The sequence below is a fragment of the Nocardia sp. XZ_19_369 genome, from assembly GCF_015355715.1.
Lineage (GTDB): Bacteria > Actinomycetota > Actinomycetes > Mycobacteriales > Mycobacteriaceae > Nocardia.
The window spans coordinates 190345-211248 of sequence record NZ_JACVED010000009.1 but is presented as its reverse complement, the minus strand read 5'-3'; the positions used below and the strand labels follow the sequence as shown (position 1 = coordinate 211248).

Sequence of the window (20904 nt, the reverse complement as noted above, 5' to 3'; positions counted from 1 at the left end):
GATTCGGACCGACCCTCATTCTCCACTGCCCGCCGCGACGGTGGAATGGTGCCCATGCCCGAAACTGCACAGCTACCGACCGTCGCCCTCGACGGACCGTTGACCGGGGAGCAGGTCGTCGCTGTCGCGCGACTCGGTGCCAAGGTCCACCTGAGTGCGGCCACCGAGGACCGGCTGGCCGCGGCCCGGGCGCACGTCGAAGCGCTCGCCGCGGGCACCGTGCCGACCTACGGCGTGTCCACCGGCTTCGGCGCGCTGGCGACCCGCCACATTCCCGAGGAGAGCCGCACCGCCCTGCAGCGTTCGCTGATCCGTTCGCACGCTGCCGGAGCGGGTCGTCCGGTCGAGCGCGAGGTGGTTCGCGCGCTGATGGTGCTGCGGTTGCGCACCCTGGCGACCGGCCACACCGGGATCCGCCCGGAGACCGCGGCCACCCTCGCCGCGCTGATCAATGCCGACATCACCCCGATCGTGCACGAGTACGGCTCGCTCGGTTGCTCCGGTGACCTCGCGCCGCTGGCCGCGGTGGCCCTCGCACTGATGGGCGAGGGCGAAGTCATCGATGCTGCCGGAAATGTGTCGGACGCGGCAACGGCCTTGCGCGCCAACGGCATCAAGCCGGTAGTGCTGGCCGAGAAAGAAGGGCTGGCGCTGACCAACGGCACCGACGGCATGCTCGGCATGCTGACCCTCGCGCTCGCCGACCTGCACATGCTGCTCGACATCGCCGACCTCACCGCGGCCATGAGCGTGGAGGCGCTGCTCGGCACCGACCGGGTGTTCGCCGCCGACCTCCAGGCGCTGCGCCCGCACCCGGGCCAGGCCCGCTCGGCCGCGCGGATCGCCGCCGCCCTAGCCGGTTCGGAGATCGTGGCCAGTCACCGTGGGCCGGACTGCAATCGGGTGCAGGACGCCTACTCGCTGCGCTGCGCCCCGCAGGTGCACGGCGCGGCCCGCGACACCGTCGCGCACGCCGAGCTGGTCGCCGGTCGCGAATTGGCTTCCGCCGTAGACAATCCCGTGGTGCTCGCCGACGGCAGACTAGAATCCAACGGCAACTTCCACGGCGCGCCCGTCGCCTACGTGCTCGACTTCCTCGCCATCCCGGTGGCCGACGTCGCCAGCATGGCCGAGCGCCGGACCGACCGGATGCTCGATGTCGCACGCTCGCACGGCCTTCCGGCATTCCTCGCCGCCGACCCCGGTGTCGACTCCGGGCACATGATCGCCCAGTACACCCAGGCCGCCGTGGTGAGCGAGCTCAAGCGCCTGGCGGTGCCCGCGTCGGTGGACTCGATCCCGAGCAGTGCGATGCAGGAGGACCACGTGTCGATGGGCTGGTCCGCCGCCCGCAAACTGCGGACCGCGGTGGACGGCCTGACCACCGTGCTGGCCGTCGAATACCTCACGGCCGCACGGGCGTTGGACTTCCGTGCGCCGCTGCGCCCGGCCCCCGCCACCGCCGCGGCCCGCGCGCTGCTGCGCACCAAGGTCGACGGCCCCGGCCCCGACCGCCACCTCGCTCCCGAGATCGCCGCGGCCGAGGCACTCATCCGTTCCGGCGAACTCACCCGCGCGGTCGCCCCCCACCTGGCGTCCTCGAACGGGTCCTGACTTTTCAGACATCTGCCGCGGCGCTGCCCCGCTCGCGGCGAAATTTCATCGGAGGTTGGTTCTATGAGTCGGATAGTCCGGGCGGCGCGCGGCGCGCAGCTCACTGCCAAGAGCTGGCAGACCGAGGCGGCGATGCGGATGCTGCACAACAATCTCGATCCCGAAGTAGCCGAGCGCCCAGAGGATCTGGTGGTGTACGGCGGCACCGGCAAGGCGGCCAGGAACTGGGCCAGCTTCGACGCGATCACGCAGAGCCTGACCACCCTGGAGTCCGACGAGACGCTGCTGGTGCAGTCGGGCAAGCCGGTCGGCGTGTTCCGCACGCACGAGTGGGCGCCGCGGGTGCTGATCGCGAACTCGAATCTCGTTGGCGACTGGGCGAATTGGCCGGAGTTCCGCAGGCTCGACGCGCTTGGGCTGACTATGTACGGGCAGATGACCGCGGGCTCGTGGATCTACATCGGCACCCAGGGCATCCTGCAGGGCACCTACGAGACCTTCGCGGCGGTGGCGGACAAGCGCTTCGGCGGCACCCTCGCAGGCACCCTCACGCTGACGGCAGGCCTCGGCGGCATGGGCGGCGCGCAACCGCTGGCGGTCACCATGAACGACGGCGTCGCGCTGGTCATCGAATGCGACCCGGCCCGGGCGCAGCGGCGGGTGCAGGAACGCTACCTGGACGAGATCGCGACCGACCTCGACGACGCGGTGCTGCGGGTGACGAGCGCGCGCAGGCAGCGAAAAGCGTTGTCCGTCGGCCTGATCGGTAACGCGGCCGAGGTGCTGCCGCAGCTGCTCGCGCGCGGCCTCGATCCCGAGATCGTCACCGACCAGACCTCCGCGCACGACCCGCTCGCCTACCTCCCGCGCGGCATCGCGGTGGCGGACTGGACCGACTACGCCACGAAGAAGCCCGACGAGTTCACCGAGCGGGCCCGCGAATCGATGGCCGAGCACGTCGACGCCATGCTCGGCTTCCTGGACAAGGGCGCCGAGGTCTTCGACTACGGAAACTCGCTGCGCGGCGAGGCCGCCCTCGGTGGCTGCGCGCGGGCCTTCGATTTCCCCGGCTTCGTCCCCGCCTACATCCGCCCGCTGTTCTGCGAGGGCAAGGGCCCGTTCCGCTGGGCCGCGCTCTCCGGTGACCCGAAGGACATCGCCGCCACCGACCGCGCCATCGTCGACCTGTTCCCGGAGAACGAATCGCTGCGCCGCTGGATCCGGATGGCGAGCGAACGTGTTGCCTTCCAAGGGCTCCCGGCCCGCATCTGCTGGCTCGGCTACGGCGAACGGCACCTGGCCGGCTTGCGCTTCAACGAAATGGTCGCCAGCGGTGAGCTTTCGGCGCCGGTGGTGATCGGGCGCGACCACCTCGACGCCGGCAGCGTCGCCTCCCCGTACCGCGAAACCGAGTCGATGGCCGACGGTTCCGACGCCATCGCGGACTGGCCGCTGCTGAACGCGCTGCTCAACACCGCGTCCGGCGCGACGTGGGTGTCCATCCATCACGGTGGCGGCGTCGGCATGGGCCGATCCATCCACGCCGGGCAGGTCTGCGTGGCCGACGGCACCGAACTGGCCGCGCAGAAGATCGAGCGCGTGCTCACCAACGACCCGGGCACCGGCGTGATCCGGCACGTGGACGCGGGCTACGAGCGCGCCAGCACCGTGGCCGCCGAGCGCGGCGTCCGCATCCCCATGCACGAGGCGCCGTGAACCACACCGGTGAGCACGGCACGACAGGAGCAACGCGGTGGGCGTGAATGAGCTGATGGGCGAGATCGCCGGCGTCGGACGGGACGCCCGGCGCGGCGGCTACTCCCGGCACGTCTACGACTACGCAGACTTCGAGCTGCGCGACTGGTTCATCGACCAGGCACTCGACAGCGGACTGGACGTGAATACCGACCGCAACGGCAACATCTGGGCTTGGTGGGGAAATCCAGGCAGCGCCGCGGTCGTCACAGGAAGCCATCTCGATTCGGTCCCCGGTGGTGGCGCCTACGACGGTCCGCTCGGCGTGGCCAGCGCGCTCGCGGCGGTGGAGATATTGCAGGGCAAGGGCTTCACCCCGGCCAAGCCGCTCGCCCTGCTGGTGTTCGCGGAGGAGGAGGGCGGCCGATTCGGCGTGCCGTGCCTCGGTTCCCGGTTGCTCACCGGTGCCATCGACGCCGATCGAGCGCGAAACCTGCGGGACACCGACGGCGTGACGCTCGCCGAAGCGGCCGTGAAGGCGGGCCACGACCCGAAGCGTTTCGGCGCCGATCCCGAATCACTGGCCCAGATCGGCTGTTTCGTGGAACTGCACGTGGAGCAGGGGCGGGGGCTCATCGAGTTGGACAGCCCGGTCGCCACCGGCAGCAGCATCATCGCGCACGGGCGCTACCGATTCTCCTTCTCCGGGCAGGGAAATCACGCGGGCGCCACCCGGCTCGCCGATCGGCACGATCCGATGCTGCCCGCCGCGACGGTCGTGGCCGCCGCACGCCGGGCCGCCGCCGCGATGACCGACGCGCGCGCCACCGTCGGCAGGCTGGTGCCTACTCCCGGCGGTACGAATGTCATCGCGTCCACCGTCGATCTGTGGCTGGACGCCCGTGTTTCGGGGGAGGGCCGTACCGCGGCACTGGTCGCGGACATCACCGAAGCGGCGCGGGCGGCCGCCGAGGCGGAAGGGTGCGAGCTCACCGTCACCGAGGAGTCCTATTCGGACGACGTCGTTTTCGACGAAACGCTCCGGAGCCGAATGGACAAGGTCCTCGGTGGGGTACCCGCGCTACCGACCGGCGCGGGCCACGACGCAGGCATCCTCGCCGCGCACGTCCCCTCCGGCATGCTGTACGTGCGCAACCCGACCGGCATCAGCCACGCCCCCGAGGAGTACGCCGAGCCCGCCGACATCGACAGCGGCGCACAGAGTCTGGCGCGGGTGCTCGAGGAACTGGCCGGATGACCGTCTACTGGGCGGAACACGCGTGGCTGCCGGACGGACCGGCCGCGGCGGTGGCGATCGAGGTGCACGGGGCGGTGATCCGGTCGGTGACCCTAGACGCCGGCCGAACAGGCACGGTGCTGCCCGGCCTGACGATCCCCGGCTTCGCCAACGCGCACTCGCACGCCTTCCACCGTGCGCTGCGCGGACGCACGCAGCACGATCAGGGCACGTTCTGGACCTGGCGGGAACGCATGTATGCCGTTGCCGCCCAATTGAATCCCGACTCCTACTACCGCCTGGCGCGCGCGGTGTACGCCGAGATGGTGTTGGCGGGATACACCAGCGTCGGCGAGTTCCATTACCTGCATCACGCTCCTGGGGGCGCGCGCTACTCGGATCCCAACGCGATGAGCGCGGCACTCGCGGCAGCCGCCGAGGACGCCGGTATCCGCCTCACCTTGCTCGATACCTGTTATTTGGCAGGGGGATTCGGTGTCGAGCTGGGCGAGCATCAACGTCGATTCAGTGACGGCACAGTAGACGCGTGGGCCGAACGTGCCGCCGCGTTCGTGCCGAAACCGGAGCTGGTGCGGGCGGGCGTCGCGGCGCACTCGGTGCGCGCGGTGCCCGCAGCGGCCCTGCCGGTGATCGCCGGTGCGGCCGAGGGCCGCCCGGTGCACGTCCATCTCTCTGAGCAGCCCGCCGAGAACGCCGATTGCCTTGCCGCACACGGCTGTTCACCGACCGAACTGTTGGCGGAGGCGGGCCTGCTCGGCCCGCAGACGGTCGCGGTGCACGCCACCCACCTCACGACCGCCGACATCGCCCTGCTCGCCGACGGCGGCACCCGCGCGTGTTTCTGCCCCACCACCGAACGCGACCTCGGCGACGGCATCGGCCCCGCCCGGGCGCTCTCGGACGCCGGCGTAGGCCTGTGCCTCGGCACCGACAGCCACGCGGTGATCGACGCCTTCGAGGAGTGGCGCGCCCTCGAACTCGACGAGCGCCTCGCCAGCCGGGCCCGTGGCCGTTTCACCCCGGCCGAGCTCTACCGCGCCGCCACCGACCACGCATCCATCGGCTGGCCCGAGGTCGGCCGGATCGCCCCCGACGCCGCCGCCGACCTGGTCACCATCGATCTCGACTCCATTCGCACGGCGGGCACTGCACCCGCCGCCGCCCTTTTCGCCGCGACCGCAAGCGACGTCCGCTCGGTGCTCGTCGCGGGCCGCCCCGTCGTGTCCGAACACCGGCACCTGCGAATCGAACGCCCGGAAACCGTGTTGCGCGAAGAAATCGAGGCACTGTGTCGACCCTGATCACCGGTATCGGCGAACTCACCACCAACACCGAGGACGGCCCGCTGCACGACGCCGCGGTCGTGCTCGACGGCGACCGCTTCGCCTGGATCGGCCCGGCCGCTGCCGCGCCCGCCGCCGACGACCGCATCGACCTCGACGGCCGGGCCGCCCTGCCCGGCTGGGTCGACAGCCACACCCATCTCGTCTTCGCCGGTGACCGCACCGCCGAATTCGAAGCCAGAATGGCCGGGCGGCCGTACCGCGCGGGCGGTATCGCCACCACCGTCGCCGCCACCAGGGCCGCCTCGGACGACGAGCTGTCGGTCAACCTGGCCCGCCACATCGCCGAAGCGCGGCGCCAGGGCACCACCTGCCTGGAAACCAAAACCGGCTACGGGCTCAGCGTCGCCGACGAACTCCGCTCCGCCCGGCTCGCCGCGGCCGCCGCCGACGAGGTCACCTTCCTCGGCGCGCACCTCGTCCCGTCCGACATGGACGCCGACGCCTACGTCGACCTGGTGTGCGGGGAGATGCTCGACGCCGTCGCCCCCTACGTGCGCTGGGCCGATGTCTTCTGCGAGACAGGCGCTTTCGACCAGGACCAGTCCGATCGGGTGTTGCGCGCCGCGCACGCCCGCGGCCTCGGCCTGCGCGTGCACGGCAACCAGCTGGGGGAGGGCCCCGGCGTCCAACTCGCGGTGCGCCACGGCGCCGCGAGCGTCGACCACTGCACCTACCTGACCGACGAGGACATCGAAGCGCTCGCCGCCTCCGACACCGTCGCCACCGTGCTACCCGCCTGTGACCTGTCTACCAGGCAGCGCCTCGCCCCGGCCCGCGCCCTGCTCGACGCGGGCGCCACCGTCGCACTGGCCACCAACGCCAACCCCGGCAGCTCCTACACCACCTCGATGGCCTTCTGCGTCGCCACCGCCGTACTGCAGATGGGACTTTCGATAGCCGAGGCCGTGCACGCCGCCACGGCGGGCGGCGCGCGGGCACTACGCCGCGACGACGTCGGCGTCATTCGGGTCGGTGCCCGAGCGGACCTCCAGGTCCTCGACGCCCCCTCGGTCACCCACCTGGCTTACCGCCCCGGCGTGCCATTGACCTACGCGGTCTGGCGGCTGGGTCGTGCGGTCCGCGTCCCGATGTTCGACTGAGCTGCCGGGGCCGATGCCCTTCTTGCCCAACGAGATTGCCAACGAAGCAGCACAGTCGGACGCGACAACGGCCACCTGGCGCGGCGCCCGAAACTGGCCGGTGCACCGCGGACCAGATGGCCGCTGGATCGGTCGCCGCCAACCCGACGGCGACGATCCGCGAACGCACGAACGGCGATCGGTGGGTAGGCCACCGATCGCCGGTCGTGCTTTATAGATGTGTCATCGCGAGAGCGAGTTGCGCAGATCGGTGATCGTGGCGCGGCGCTCGTAGGCGATCCAGGCGAAGATCGCGGCAAGCACCAGCGGGAAGATCGCCATCGCCGGCTTGTCGGCGATGAAAGCCTGTGTCGCGGCGGCGAGCACGGTGAGCACGGACAGACCCGCGGCGGCCAGGGCACTGAGCCGCGGCACCATCAGACCGATACCACCCGCGACCTCCACCACGCCGATGAAGATCAGCAGCCCGAGCGGGATGGTCAGATTCTCGGGGGCGTTCTCCATCAGGGTGTTCGGGATGACGAGCTTCGGCCCGCCGGAGGCGATGATGAAGAACAGGCCGAGCAGGATCTGCAGGGTCCACAGCACACGGTTCCGGACCTTGCCCGGACGGTAGGTGGCGTTGTCGGAGAAGTTGGCGGTGGGGTTCGCGGTGGTCATTTCTGGTCCTTCTGGTCGGTCGCGCTGGGTTGGAAGCGCGTTCAAGGGATAGGACGGAGCCCCGCGCGAGAACTAATCGCTGTCCGCGAGAAATTTTTTCGCACCGCCTCGGATGAATCCGGAAAGCGGGCCACACCGCGCGGTTGCGGTGTGGCCCGCCTGTACTCAGGGGTGGGTGTTTGCGTCAGCAGACTCCGCTGCCGCTGCCGTCGGAGCCTGGCGCCCCTGCGACCAAGCCCGGTCCGCCGTTGCCGCCGCTGCCGCACGCGCCGAGGGTGCCGGTGCCGGTCTGGGCTCCGCCGTTGCCGCCGTTGCCGCCTGCTCCGCCGGTGCCGAGGGCACCGCTGCCGCCGTTGCCACCACGAGCGCCCGCACCACCGTTGTTGTTGGTGCCGCTGGCGTTGCCGCCGTTGCCCGCACGCCCGCCCGCGCCACCGGTTGCCACGGCAAGGGCGTTACCGCCGAGGCCGCCCGCACCGCCTGCCGCGCCTGCGCTGCCGGAGCCGCCGTTTGCACCCGCGCCGCCGTTGCCGCCTGCGCCGCCCGCGCCGCCTGAGCCCGCGGTCGGACCGCCGAGCCCGCCGGTGCCGCCGGACCCGCCTACACCCGAGGCGCCGAGTCCGCCAGTGCCGCCGATGCCGCCCGCGCCACCGGCTCCGCCGCCGTAGCCGTTGCCGCCGTTGCCTCCGTTACCTCCTGGACAGTTCTTGGCACCGGCGCTGCCGTTGCCACCCGCACCGCCTGCTGGATTGGTCGGGGTGCCCGGTGCGCCGTTGGCGCCGTGGACGGTGACGCAGGCAGCCGCGAAGGTCGGCGGTGCCACGGCGATCATGGTGCCGGTGGTCAGCACGAGGCCGCCCAGCAGGGCAGCGATGCGGGTGCGTGTGGTGAGCGTTGTATTCATGGTCGTTCTCCGATTGCTGAAGCGCTGATGCGCTGGGGCCGATGTATCGGCACCGGCCGAGCTGGCGAGATTTGATGCCTCCGGTTCGACACGGAGGAATGCGAGTACGCGTGCCACGGCGTATTCACCGGCTCATCGATTCAATCGACAAGTCATTGATTCGCCGTCTTCGTCAGCGTTGGAGATCGAGATTCAGCGGAGAGTGTTTTGCCGGTACGATTCCAGCCGATCTATGAAACATGTTGCCGTCGGGAAACTTTCGGTAACATATTTTTGCGGCGTGTGTCCGTGATGTGTCTCGATAGAATATCGAAACATTGACACACTCGTACAGTCTTCCACGCTTTGACTCATCTGCCAGCAATGGAAACATTGATGATGTCGCCGGCTGGAGCAGTGAACTCAGCCTACGCGCTTCCGGCAGCGATTACTATGCATCGAATAACCGACAATTCAACTGGGGAATTCGGCGCATCCTCGGCTATTCCGCATAAGGGCGCCGTGCCGAAGGACGAAACAGTCTGCGGCCAGGAGTCCTGGTGCTCACCGCGCCGGGAAGCGAAGGACGCGATCGTCATTCGGGCCTGGATCGCCGCGACCATCGGTGTTGGAGGTGGTGAGCCAAAGTGCTCCGTCGGGCGCGACCATGACTGTGCGTAGCCGACCGTATCTGTCTCGCAACATATCTCGGGGCCGCCCGACGGTGCCGTCGCGCAGCGGCACGGTCCACAATCGGGCACCGCGCAACGCTGCGACATAGAGTGTGTCTCCGGCGATCGCGATGCCGGAGGGTGACGCCTCCGCAGTAGTCCACGTCGTCAACGGTTCGACGTATCCGCGGTCCGTGCCGCCCTTCCCCTCCACCGCAGGCCAACCATAGTTGCGTCCCGGCTCGATCAGATTGATCTCGTCGAATCGGTTCTGCCCGAACTCCGCCGCGAAGAACCGCCCGGTGCGGTCCCACGCCAGTCCCTGCACATTGCGATGCCCCAGGCTGTATACCGGCGATCCCGGGGTCGGATTACCCTGCGCGGGTTTTCCTTCCGGCGTCAGCCGAAGAATCTTCCCGTTGGGGCTCGCCGGATCCTGCGACCGCGCGGTCTGTCCCGCGTCGCCGGTCCCGACATATAACATCCCGTCCGGCCCGAACGCGATCCGCCCACCGTTGTGATTGCCGGCCTTGGCAATCCCGTCGAACACCACTTCCGGCCGTCCATCGAGCCGGAATCGTACGATCCGATTGTCGGTGTCCCCGGTGAAATAGGCGTAGAGGTAGCGGTTTTCGTTGTACTGCGGTGACAACGCCAATCCGAGCAGCCCACCTTCGCCACGCGCGACGACGCCGGGCAGCTCATAGACCTGTTCCGGCGGGTGACCCGGCCCGATCCGCAGAATCCGCCCGGTATCCCGCTCGGCCACCAAGGCGTTGCCGTCGGGCAGGAAGGCCAGCCCCCACGGCACCTCGATGCCGTGCGCGATCTCCTCTGCGGCTCCGAGATCGGCCGCGCTCGAGGGCTCACTGGGCGCGGTGCTGTGCACCGTCGGGGGAGCGGGTTCGGTCCGGTCCGCGCTGTCGCACCCGCACAGCACGACGACCAGAAATACGGTGCCCACCACACCGACCGCACCACGACGCGCAAACATGACATTCCTAATACCCATGTGGGCACCTCCGACACCATTTCCAGTGCCCGCGGCGCGCGGGACGAAGCCGCATCGGTTGGCCGCGCAGCACGGGCGGTAGCCTGACCCAGTCTTGTCCCCGAACCACGTTGAGGTCATGGAACTTCGTCAACTGAGGTATTTCGTCGCGGTGGCCGAGGAGCTACATTTCGGCCGGGCGGCGGAACGACTGATGATTGTGCAATCGTCGGTCAGCCAGCAGCTCGGCCGGCTCGAACGCGAGCTCGGTGTGGTGCTGCTGGAACGCTCGCCTCGTAGCGTCCGGCTCACCGAGGCCGGGGCGGCGTTCCTACCTGCCGCGAAGAAGGTGCTCGCGGCGGAGAAGCGCGCGCGGACCAGCGTCGCCGACTTCCTCACCCCGCCGACCGTGCTGCGCATCGGGACCAGCCGGGGGATGGGCGAACGGCTGGAGCGGCTGCTCGTCGCCCTCAAACAACACGCGCCCGGGGTGAAGGTGGAGTTGACCTCGGCGGCCCTGGGGCAGCGACTGCGCAAAGTGTCCGAATACGAATGGGACGCGGCCTTTCTGCGCGGCGAGGTGACCGCGCCGGAGGGCGTGGAGCAGATCCCGGTGTGGTACGACGAACTGGTCGTCGCGCTGCCCGCCGACCACCCCTCGGCCACCGACCGGTGTGTCGATCTCGCTCAGCTCGCCGAGCTGCCGCTCTACCTGACCAACCGGCAGAACAACGCCCTGCTCGACGATCTCGTGCTGACCGCCTGCGGCAAGGCGGGATTCGAACCGGTCTTCGGCCCCGAGCAGGTGTCGATCCAGGACACCCTCGCCGCGCTCGGCGCGGGCGCCGCAGGCTGGACCGTCCTCTACGCCCCGCACGCTCGCCTGCTGCACAGCAGCCGGGTGGCCTTCCTGCCGGTCTGCACGCCCGGCGTGCTCGCGCTGCCCACGGTGCTCGCCGTGCGCACCAACGCTATGGAGCGGTTGCAGCCGCTGCTGGCGGCTTGCCGGGACGTCGCACTCGGCGATCAAACTCCGTAGCGCACCGTCGGCCTTGTGCCGATCGGCGGACTTGCGCTACCTTCCAAGAGAACGAAACCGTACCGTTCACTTGGAGGATCTGTGGTCCGGGGCGCGGAACGCGAACAGGCGATACTCGCCGCCACCGTCGAGCTGCTTGGCGAAATCGGTTACGCGGCAATGACAATGGACGCCGTCGCGGCTCGGGCGCAGGCGAGCAAGGCGACCATCTATCGGCGGTGGCCGGGAAAGCCCGCCCTGGTGAAGGCCGCGATGGACGCGCACGACGTGGCGTACGTGGCGGAGATACCGGACACCGGGACGGTGCGCGACGACCTGATCGCAGCCCTGGTCGCGTTGACCGCGCAGGTAGACGACCACTACGTGACCATGATGACGGGCCTGATGCATGCCATGCGCGTGGATTCCGAACTCGGCGACGCCCTGCGCGCCCACGTGGCCGACGAGGACCTCGGCCCGTTCCGCACCGTCGTCGACCGCGCCGTCGCGCGCGGCGAACTGCCCGAAGGCGCCGCGACCGAACTGGCACACCAGGTATCGGAGGGGCAGATCATGCGCCGGATGTTTCTCGGCGAGCCGCTCGACCGCGCGTTCCTCACCGACCTGGTCGATGAACTACTGCTCCCGATCCTCACGCGCACTTTTTCGACGAAGGAAGACAGATGACGACCACCGAGGTCCTGATCGTGGGCGCCGGCCCCACCGGGCTCACGCTCGGCTGCGAGCTGGCCCGGCGCGACATCGACTGCCTGGTGGTGGACAAGGCGACGCGGCTCTTTCCTGGATCGCGCGGAAAGGGTTTACAGCCAAGGACTCTGGAGGTCTTCGACGATCTCGGTGTGCTCGACGCGGTGCTGGCGGCGGGAGCGCCGTTCCCGTCGTTCCGCATGTACCAGGGCACACAGATGCAGTGGACGCGGACGCTGCACGACATGCTCGCGATCGCACCGGTCGAGCGTGACCACGGCGTGCCGTATCCGGACGCGTGGCTGCTGCCGCAGTGGCGCACCGACGAACTGCTCAGGGACCGGCTGCTCGAACTCGGCGGCCGGGTCGAAATGGCCACGGAGCTGATCGATTTCGTCCAGGACGACGCAGGCGTCACGGCGACGCTCAGCCGTAACGGCACACTCGAACGAGTACGCGCGCGGTATCTGGTCGGCGCGGATGGCGGCGGCAGTTTCGTGCGCAAGGCGCTCGGCGTCGGCTTCGAGGGCGAAACCTTCGAGACCGAGCGGACATTGATCGGCGACGTCAGGGCCGAGGGACTGACCGGCACCTATTGTCACATCCTGACCACCGGCGATGTGCAGGAACGCTTTTCGCTGTGGTCGATGCCGGGGACCGACTACTACCAGTTCGTCGCTTCGATGACCGCCGACGAGGTGCCCGAACTGACGGTGGCGGCCGCGCGGAAGATGCTCGACGAGCGGTCCGGCCGATCGGACATCCGATTGTTCGACCTGAATTGGATCTCGGTGTACCGCGTGAATGTCCGTATGGTGGACCGCTTTCGAGTGGGCCGGGTGTTTCTGGCGGGCGACGCGGCGCACGTGCATTCATCGGCCGGTGGGCAGGGGCTGAACACCAGCATCCAGGACGCCTACAACCTCGGCTGGAAGTTGGCGGCCGTGCTGTCGGCGCCCCGGACGGTTTGCTCGACACCTACGAGGACGAGCGGTTTCCGATCGCGGCACAGGTCCTCGACGTGACGACACACTCGCACCGTCGCAATTTCCGCGCACCGGAGCCAGGGGAGGGGAGCCCGGACATCTTCCAGCTGAAGCTCAATTACCGTGGCGGACCGCTGGCCGTGGATCTGCGCGAGAACCCCGGCGCGGTGCGGGCGGGTGATCGTGCGCCCGACGCTCAGTGCGCGGCGGGCCGCCTGTTCGATCTGTTCCGCGGTCCCCATTGCACGCTGCTAGGGTTCGGCGCGGATACTGCCTCGTCGGTCGCCGAAGTCGTTCGTGCACAAGGTGATCGGGTCCGAGCGCGAGTGATCGAACCGAGTATTGCCACCGACGCCACATTCACCGTCGGCTCGGCCTTCCGCAACTACGACATCGATCCGGCTGGACCAGGCACGCTGGTACTGGTCCGCCCCGACGGCTACATCGGCGTTGTGGCAACAGATCCCGCGCCGATCCAGGACTACCTGACCTGGTGACCCGCCGCCCGATCAGCCCAGATGTGTTCCGTACCAACCGAGTACACGCCGCCAAGCCTCCTCGGCGGCCGCAGGCGAATAGCGTGGCCCGGTGTCGTTGAAGAACGCGTGATCGGCATCCGGCGCGACCCAGATCTCGTGCGGCGTGCCCGCCCGCTCGAGTGCGGCCGTGGCGGCCGGGCGGGTCGCATCGATGCGAGCATCCTTCGCCGCGTAGACCCCGAGCACAGCGGCTTTGGACGCAGCGAAATCGCCGTTGTCGGGGAAGGGCCCGTAGAAGGGCGTGGCAGCGGCGAGGGCGGCAGGCCCGGCGGTCAGCAGGAGCCAGACCAGGCCGCCGCCGAAGCAGAAGCCGGTGGCACCCAGCTTCTTGCCCGGCACCCGCCGCCCGAGTTCGTCGAGACCGGCGCGCAGGTCGGCGAGCAACTGCTGCTGCGGGGTCTTGCTGAGCTCGGCGGTCGCCGCCGCCGGATCGGTGAACGTCGCGGTGCCACCCTTCGCGGACAACAGGTCGATGGCGAGGGCCGAGTATCCGGCTCCGGCGAATCGCCCTGCCACCGAACGGATATGGTCGGTGAGACCCTTGTTCTCATGGATGACGAGCACGCCACCGCGCGGCTCCGGACTCCCGGCCCAGGCACCCTGCAATTCGCGATTGTCCGGTCCCTGGAAGGTAATCGGCGTAGTCGGCAGGGCGGAGCTCGACCCTGGCGGCGCGGATACCGTTGTGGGAGCGGGTGGTTGTGAGCTAGCGGGTTGCTCGTTGTCCCCGCTGGAACAGGCGGCGAGCAAGGCGGCCGCCGCGGGAACCCCGAAACCGAGTAGCCCGAGGCGGCGTAGCGCCTCCCGGCGATTCAAGAGGCCGTCGGCATGATCGGCTGCGATTTCTTCCGCGATATAGCGCTGCAGCGGCGTCATGCCCACCAAGGTAGGCCTCGCCGCAGCACTCCGCGCGGCTTTGCGGGCAACGGCGCGACTGAGCCGCGCAGCAGTGTCGACCCGGCGACATTCTTAAACCCAACCGCTTGGTATCTCCACGCCGAATTCGGGCAAATGCGATATCGCACAACCGGATAGCCGCCTCGCGACAACCCGACAAACCGACCGGGCCGTACCTCCCGGACATTTGCGAACAGATTGCTATGTTGTGCCTCGACATTGCGAAGCCCAATCAACAAGCGGCACATCGGTCGAGGAGAAGGATGTTTTCGGGGCAGCAAGTGGCACAACGGTTTGTCCGTGCGGCTCGACTGGCGACGGTCCTTTCGATGGTAGTGGTTGGCGGCGGGTTTGCGATGGGCTCTGCCACGGCCCACCCCGGCACGCACAGCGAACGCTGGACGGCACTGCACGACGGGCCACAGCCGTACGCCGACGTGCACATCGACTGGGACGTGCCGATCCGGATGAGCGACGGCGTGGTGCTGAAGGCGAATGTCTACCGCCCGGTGAACGCGGACGGCGTGGTCGAACAGCGTCCACTGCCGACCATCGTCAACCTCACCCCGTACACCAAACTGATAGCGAACCTGGTCGACTCGGCGCTGGCTGCACCTGGCCTGCAGCCGCTCGTCCTGGACTCGCTGCGCCGGATGAACCTTACTGGGACGCCGATCAGCGGCTTCGGCGATCTACTACACGCGCTCGACGGCGGCACCGTGCAGACCGTCCTCGGCCTCGACCGCAACCTGATTCGCAGCGGATACACGCTGGTCGTCGCCGATGTGCGCGGCACCGGCTTCTCCCAGGGCATCTGGGACACCCTCGGCGCCCGCGAACAGCAGGACACCCGCGAAGTGCTCGAGTGGGCCGCGGTCCAGCGGTGGTCCACCGGCAAAGTCGGCATGAGCGGCGGCTCCTACGCGGGGATCAACCAGCTCCGTGCGGCCGAGAACGCCCCGCCCGCACTGAAAGCCATCTTCCCGGTGGAGCCGGGCAGCGACCTGATGCGCGACGTCGTCGCGCCCGGCGGCGGCGTCGGCACCACCTTCCTGCCGCTCTGGCTGAGCAATGTGAACCAGTCGAAGCTGATCCCCGACGTGCGCTCGATGCTCAACGGCACCTTCGACTGGCGCTGGTTGAGCGACCGTTTGGCCGATCCGTCCACCAACGTCGACCTGCTCACCCAGGCGTTGCTCACACCGTCGCTCGACCAGATCCCGCAGACGCTGGCCGCCGCGCTGGACGACGACAGCGACTTCCGGCAGGCCATTCTGGGCCATCCGGAACGAATCACGGTGCCCACCTTCGTCTATGGCGGCTGGCACGACATCTTCGCCAACAGCGCGACCACCCTCTTCAACGCGATCCCGTTGCCTGCCAACAAGAAACGTCTACTGGTCGGCGACACCTATCACGCGAATCCCGGCGCGGGCACCGGCGCGCCCGGCGGCCCCGCGCGACTGGACGTCTTGCAGCGCGTGTGGTTCGACAAGTGGCTCAAAGACATCGACCACGGCATCGACGGATTCGGCCCGGTGACCGTCTGGGAGCAGGGCGGCGGCTGGGTCACCATGAAACAGTTCCCGCAGACCGACATGACCCACCGACGGGTCTACCTGTCCGCCGAGCCCAGCGGCACCGCCGAAAGCGTGCACGACGGATCCCTGTCCGCGACAAAGCCCGCCGCATTTCGCACGCTGACCGTCGCCCCCGGCCTCACCGCCGTCTGCTCCCGCGACACCGCCCAGGGCGCCGCAGGCATCACCGCGGTACTGGACATGTGCGCCAAGGACTCTCGCATCGCCGAACGCAACGCACTGACCTTCACCAGCCCACCGGTCACCGAACGGACCACCCTCTCCGGCCCGATCAACGTGCACCTCAACACCGTGCACGACGCGACCGACGGATACTGGGCAGTCACCGTGAACGACGTTGCCCCCGACGGAACTTCGACCGTGCTGAGCACCGGCCAACTCACCGCATCGATGCGCGCCGTGGACGAGGCGAAAAGCACCCGCGCACCCAACGGCGACTACACCGCCCCCTACAACCCGATCACCCTCGACACCCTGCTGCCCGTGGTACCCGGCGAACCCGTCACCCTGGACATCGCCGTCATCCCGATCCAAGCCGCACTCCAGCCCGGACATCGACTACGCGTAGACGTCTTCGCCGGAAACTCCCCGAAAGGACTGCCTTTCCGGCCCCTGCTCAACAACACCGAACTGAAACCGCAGTCCCTGCAACTGGATCCGGCCGCGCCGAGCTTCGTGAATCTGCCGACCAACAGGCCGCTGGGGTGATGCTGGCCGAGCAGCCACTGGCATCTGGTGACGGCCACGGGCCGATCGACGCCCCCGACGCATGGTGCTGGTCTATCGGACCCCCAGCGCGTCGAGCAGGATCGGCAGCGAGCGGTGAAAGTTGTCGTGCCAGTACGGCGGGCTGTGGGTGCCGGCGGTCAGGTGGGTGGTCACGGTGGCGTGCAATGCCTGCAAGCGGTCGGCGACCAGCCGGGTGCTTTCACCCATGACTGCCTCGGTCGGGTCGACCATGCTGGCGGGGAATTCGCCCGCGAGCCTGTCGATTGCCGGGAAGAGGGATTCACGTGGCAGGTCCGGCGGGTCGAATTCACCGGGAGAGCCGTCACCGCTGGATAGGTAGACGGGGATCCCCACCAGCTTGCCGGCCAGATGGTAGAGGTCGTTGGCCATCCATCGCGCTCGTTCGCGAACCGGGTCACCCCACAATGCGGTGCCGTCGATATCGAGGAAGGTAGCGGCACCGAGGACCACCTCGGGGCGTCGAAGCGGGTGCAGCCAGCCGCTGTAGCTGGCGGCGGCGCCGAACATACCGGGCCGCAGGGCGGCGTATTTCAGTGCGCCGTAACCCCCTTGGGAGATACCCGCGATCGCCCGCTTCCGGCTCGCGCCGAAGTCGCGTTCGAGCAGCGGAATCATCTCGTCGAGGTGGAAGGACTCGATTCTCGACCCGCCGGCGGCCCAGTCGGTGTAGAACCCGAACATCGGCATTCCGGGAATCACGATCAGGACGTCTCGCAGCTGCGCTGTCTCGGCAATGCCGGTGTCGGTGGTCCAGCTGGTGTGGTCGCCGTCGCCGCCAGGCAGCAGGTACAGCACCGGCCAGGTGCGCTCCGGGGTGCGATCGTGCCAGCCGGGTGGGGTGAGCAGTCGAACCGTGGTGTCCTGCGCGAGGGCATTCGACCGCACGGTGAGATCGACAGTACGTTCGTCGAGGCGCTGCTGTGCAACCGTCTCGATTTTCCCGCTGTGACCCGCAACCGGCCGCTCGGGAGCCGTCGTCGATGACGTGCACGCTGACGTCGCGAAGGTCGCGGTCAATGCGAAAAGTGTTGCACCCGCCCGGAATCGACGACGAACCATATCGATCATGACGTCGACGCTACGGATCTGCCGAGTGCGCCCGCATCGGGAACCACCCCGATGCGAACCCCGATTTCACAGTCGCGTGGACTCGCTCACGCGACATGGCCGGCCGCATGAACGCCACCGCCATCGAAGTCCCCACCGGCAATGCTCGGTGCGCCCGAAGCGCTCAGCGAATTCATTGCCGGCGCTGCGGAGTAGCCGGCGCCCGCTCACCGTCGAGCGCACACCCGACTACCACCCGAGCCCGTTTCGGTCCGCCGCTTCGTCACCTGGCCGATGAGCGACCATGCGCCGCTTGATCGTTGATCAGGTGCGGCTGGCGCGGACGATGCGGGAGTTCAACAGATCCGGGTCCGGGCCGAGCTCGGCCCGGCCGATGAAGTCGGCGAGCACGTCCGCCGAGTTGCGGTCGTCGATGTGGGTGAAGCCCGCGGCACGCAATTCCGCCGTCATCTCGGGCGCAGTGAAGTAACTCAGCCACGGCTCGCCGAGGGCGGCGACCCGCTCCGCCCTGGCCGCGAGTGCCGCCCGATACTCGGGCGCGGCCGCCGACGGCGGGCCGATGTAGTCGGCGACCAAACGCACCGGGGCCGCGTGCTCGGCGATGTAGCGCAGCGTGCCCCGGACTGTGTCCGGGGCCAGGTACATCACGACACCCAGCCAGAGGAAGACGGCGGGTTCGTCGCGTGCGAAGCCCGCCGCCGCCAAACCCTGCGCGAGCGTGGCGGTTTCGAAGTCGACCGGCGCGAAGGTCAGCGAATCGGGGACCTCGATCGCGGCCTCGGCCAGCCGCCTGCGCTTCCACGTCTGCGTCGCGGGATGATCGACCTCGAACACGCGCAGCCCGGCATGCGGGTTGCGGTAGGCGAACGTGTCCAGGCCTGCGCCCAGGCTCACCGCCTGCCGCACTCCGTCGGCCACCGCGTCGGCGATGGTGTCCTCGGCAAAGCGGGACCGGGCCGCCAAACACAGGCGTCGTAGCCGTTGCAGAGCGGCGTCGGCCGCCGATTCGCCGGGCGGGGCGACTGCCGCCTCGCTCAGCTCCTCGGTACGCACCCCCGCGGTCGCCGCCGCCAACGGGTCGGTGAGTACCCGTGGCTCGGGTGCGACCTGGTGGTAGGCGCGGGCGTACGCGGTGGCGAGGGCCGTCCGGCTCGGCTGTCCGGTCTCCATGGGGCGTCCGATCTCGCTGCGGTCAGAGCTGCGCTTGCACCTGTTCGGCGATCAACTCGAGGTGGTCGAGGTCGGCGAGGTCCAGAATCTGCAGGTAGATCCGCTGTGCGCCGATCTCGGCGTACCGGCCGATCTTGTCGACCACCTCGGCGGGCGAACCGGCCAGCCCGTTGGTCTTCAGCTCGTCCACCTCGCGGCCGATCGCCGCGGCCCGCCGCGCCACCTCGGCATCGTCGGCACCCACGCAGGCGACGAGCGCGTTCGAGTAGACCAGGTCGTCGGCCCTGCGTCCCCGCGCCTCGGCGGCCGCGCGAACCCGCCCGAACTGGGCAGCGCTGTCCTCGATCGAGGAGAACGGCATGTTGAACTCGGTCGCGTACTGTGCGGCCAACCGCGGCGTGCGGGTGGCGCCGTGTCCGCCGATCAGCACCGGCACGGGATCCTGCACCGGCTTCGGCAGCGCGGGGGAGTCGGTCAGCTGGTAGTGCTCGCCGTCGAAGTCGAACTTGTCACCCGGCTTCGTCGACCACAAGCCGGTGATGATCGCGAGCTGCTCCTCGAACCGCGCGAATTTGTCTGCGGGGAAAGGGATTCCGTAGGCGGCGTGCTCCTCGGCGAACCAGCCGCTGCCGAGCCCGAGCTCCACCCGCCCGCCCGACATCTGGTCCACCTGGGCGACCTGGATCGCCAGCGGTCCGGGCAGCCGGAAGGTGGCAGCGGTCACCAGCGTGCCCAGTCGGATCCGCTTGGTCTCCCTGGCCAGCCCGGCGAGGGTGATCCAGGCATCGGTGGGGCCGGGCAGGCCATCCGCGCCGCCCATCGCGGCGTAGTGGTCGGACCGGAAGAACGCGTCGAATCCCAGGTCCTCGGTGGCTTTGGCCACGGTCAGCAGCGTGTCGTAGCTCGCACCCTGCTGCGGCTCGGTGAAGATGCGCAAGTCCATGATCACCATGGTGCCCGAGAACGTTTCCATCCGGTACGGCCGGGGGCCCCGGGATGATGGGGTGCGGATTGGAGAGTGTCGATGAGTGAGTCTGTCTCGGGGATTGTGGCCTATCCGGTAACGCCGTTCAGTGCCGATAGTGGCAAGGTCGATGAGGAGGTGCTGCGGGCACTGGTGGATCGGCTGGTCGACGCGGGAGTGGATGCTGTTGCGCCGCTGGGGAGTACGGGGGAGAGCGCGTACCTCGACGATCAGGAGTGGGCGGCGGTGGCATCAATCTGTATGGAGCAGGTCGACGGGCGGGTGCCGACCGTGGTCGGGGTGTCGGAGTTGACCACGGCGGGAACGATTGCGCGCGCCCGGCTCGCCGAACGGCTGGGCGCGACAGCGCTGATGATGTTGCCGGTGGCCTACTGGCGGTTGACCGAGAACGAGCTGCGCAGGCACTTCACCGCGGTAGCCGAGGCGGTAGCGCTGCCGATCATGGCGTACAACAATCCCGGCACCAGCGGCATCGACATGTCGCCGGAGTTTCTGGTGGATCTCGTTGCGGGCGTGCACAACATCACGATGATCAAAGAATCCAGTGGTGATATCGCGCGGATGCGCCGGATCGCGGAACTCGGTGGGATGAGCGTGCCGTTCTTCAACGGCAGTAATCGGCTCGCGCTGCAAGCATTCGACGCCGGAGCGGCAGGATGGTGCACGGCCGCAGCATGTTTGGTGCCCGAGCAGATCGCCGAGGTGTGGCGACTGCTGCGAGCTGGCGAAACCGAAGCGGCAACAAAGCTTTTCGAACAACTGGAGCCGTTGCTCACCGCGTTGACCCGCGACGGACTGCCGAGAACCGTCAAAGCGGGACTGCGTTCGCTCGGCATCGACGCCGGCGACCCGAGACCACCACTGCTGCCGGTGGACGACGACACTCGCCGCGCGATCGCCGAACTGATCACTGCCGCCATACCATGACGCCCAACCGAAGCTCGCACGCGTGGGGCTGTTCTAG

General features: G+C 68.8%; 16 protein-coding genes and 1 pseudogene. 10 read left to right on the top strand and 7 right to left on the bottom strand.

The annotated features are described in order from the left end of the window. Positions 1-54: 54 nt before the first annotated feature. The 5 genes from hutH (at position 55) to hutI (ending at position 7013) form a co-directional block, all read left to right on the top strand. Complete coding sequence (hutH, locus tag IBX18_RS31605; RefSeq protein WP_194837159.1) at positions 55-1614, top strand: histidine ammonia-lyase; 1560 nt, start codon at positions 55-57, stop codon at positions 1612-1614. 63 nt (positions 1615-1677) lie between these two features. Continuing rightward, the gene (hutU, locus tag IBX18_RS31600) at positions 1678-3330 is read left to right on the top strand and encodes a urocanate hydratase (protein ID WP_194837158.1); all 1653 of its coding nucleotides are present in this window, start codon (positions 1678-1680) and stop codon (positions 3328-3330) included. A gap of 37 nt (positions 3331-3367) precedes the next feature. Further along, positions 3368-4567, top strand: a complete 1200-nt coding sequence (locus tag IBX18_RS31595; protein WP_194837157.1) for an allantoate amidohydrolase — start codon at positions 3368-3370, stop codon at positions 4565-4567. Beyond that, entirely contained in the window at positions 4564-5868 is a 1305-nt protein-coding gene (locus IBX18_RS31590) for a formimidoylglutamate deiminase (RefSeq protein WP_194837156.1), read from the top strand. The genes IBX18_RS31595 and IBX18_RS31590 overlap by 4 nt, the downstream gene beginning before the upstream one ends. Then, complete coding sequence (hutI, locus tag IBX18_RS31585; protein ID WP_194837155.1) at positions 5856-7013, top strand: imidazolonepropionase; 1158 nt, start codon at positions 5856-5858, stop codon at positions 7011-7013. Before IBX18_RS31590 ends, hutI begins: the two co-directional genes overlap by 13 nt. A gap of 222 nt (positions 7014-7235) precedes the next feature. Here the strand turns inward: hutI and IBX18_RS31580 are convergent, their stop codons facing one another. The 3 genes from IBX18_RS31580 to IBX18_RS31570 all read right to left on the bottom strand — a co-directional run bounded on the left by IBX18_RS31580 (position 7236) and on the right by IBX18_RS31570 (position 10221). Then, positions 7236-7673: a DoxX family protein gene (locus IBX18_RS31580; RefSeq protein ID WP_194837154.1), complete on the bottom strand. Its 438-nt coding sequence runs from the start codon at positions 7671-7673 to the stop codon at positions 7236-7238. 184 nt (positions 7674-7857) lie between these two features. Next, the gene (locus IBX18_RS31575) at positions 7858-8577 is read right to left on the bottom strand and encodes a hypothetical protein (RefSeq protein WP_194837153.1); all 720 of its coding nucleotides are present in this window, start codon (positions 8575-8577) and stop codon (positions 7858-7860) included. A 543-nt stretch (positions 8578-9120) separates the two neighbouring features. Beyond that, entirely contained in the window at positions 9121-10221 is a 1101-nt protein-coding gene (locus IBX18_RS31570; RefSeq protein ID WP_194837152.1) for a sorbosone dehydrogenase family protein, read from the bottom strand. Positions 10222-10357: 136 nt separating this feature from the next. Between IBX18_RS31570 and IBX18_RS31565 the strand changes: the two genes are divergently transcribed. The 3 genes and pseudogenes from IBX18_RS31565 to IBX18_RS31555 all read left to right on the top strand — a co-directional run bounded on the left by IBX18_RS31565 (position 10358) and on the right by IBX18_RS31555 (position 13427). Next, on the top strand, positions 10358-11257 hold the full coding sequence (locus IBX18_RS31565) for a LysR family transcriptional regulator (RefSeq protein WP_194837151.1): 900 nt from the start codon (positions 10358-10360) through the stop codon (positions 11255-11257). Positions 11258-11338: 81 nt separating this feature from the next. Continuing rightward, positions 11339-11923 carry a TetR/AcrR family transcriptional regulator gene (locus IBX18_RS31560; RefSeq protein ID WP_194837150.1) on the top strand — a complete coding sequence of 195 codons (585 nt, stop codon included), beginning with the start codon at positions 11339-11341 and terminating at the stop codon, positions 11921-11923. Continuing rightward, positions 11920-13427: pseudogene (locus IBX18_RS31555) on the top strand (FAD-dependent monooxygenase). The gene IBX18_RS31560 and the pseudogene IBX18_RS31555 overlap by 4 nt, the downstream one beginning before the upstream one ends. 12 nt (positions 13428-13439) lie before the next feature. Here the strand turns inward: IBX18_RS31555 and IBX18_RS31550 are convergent. Further along, positions 13440-14345 carry a dienelactone hydrolase family protein gene (locus IBX18_RS31550; RefSeq protein ID WP_194837149.1) on the bottom strand — a complete coding sequence of 302 codons (906 nt, stop codon included), beginning with the start codon at positions 14343-14345 and terminating at the stop codon, positions 13440-13442. A gap of 377 nt (positions 14346-14722) precedes the next feature. Here IBX18_RS31550 and IBX18_RS31545 point away from each other — a divergent pair, with 377 nt between their 5' ends. After that, positions 14723-16675 (top strand): CocE/NonD family hydrolase, encoded by a 1953-nt coding sequence (locus IBX18_RS31545; RefSeq protein WP_228542096.1) that lies wholly within the window; start codon positions 14723-14725, stop codon positions 16673-16675. A 72-nt stretch (positions 16676-16747) separates the two neighbouring features. Here the strand turns inward: IBX18_RS31545 and IBX18_RS31540 are convergent, their stop codons facing one another. From IBX18_RS31540 to IBX18_RS31530, 3 genes are all read right to left on the bottom strand, one after another. Then, entirely contained in the window at positions 16748-17785 is a 1038-nt protein-coding gene (locus IBX18_RS31540) for an alpha/beta hydrolase family protein (protein WP_194837147.1), read from the bottom strand. A 303-nt stretch (positions 17786-18088) separates the two neighbouring features. Beyond that, entirely contained in the window at positions 18089-18955 is an 867-nt protein-coding gene (locus tag IBX18_RS31535; protein ID WP_194837146.1) for a class I SAM-dependent methyltransferase, read from the bottom strand. 22 nt (positions 18956-18977) lie between these two features. Then, positions 18978-19898, bottom strand: a complete 921-nt coding sequence (locus tag IBX18_RS31530) for an LLM class F420-dependent oxidoreductase (protein ID WP_194837145.1) — start codon at positions 19896-19898, stop codon at positions 18978-18980. An 81-nt stretch (positions 19899-19979) separates the two neighbouring features. On the opposite strand from IBX18_RS31530, the gene IBX18_RS31525 reads away from it, so the two are divergent. Next, on the top strand, positions 19980-20867 hold the full coding sequence (locus IBX18_RS31525) for a dihydrodipicolinate synthase family protein (RefSeq protein WP_194837144.1): 888 nt from the start codon (positions 19980-19982) through the stop codon (positions 20865-20867). Positions 20868-20904 lie beyond the last annotated feature (37 nt).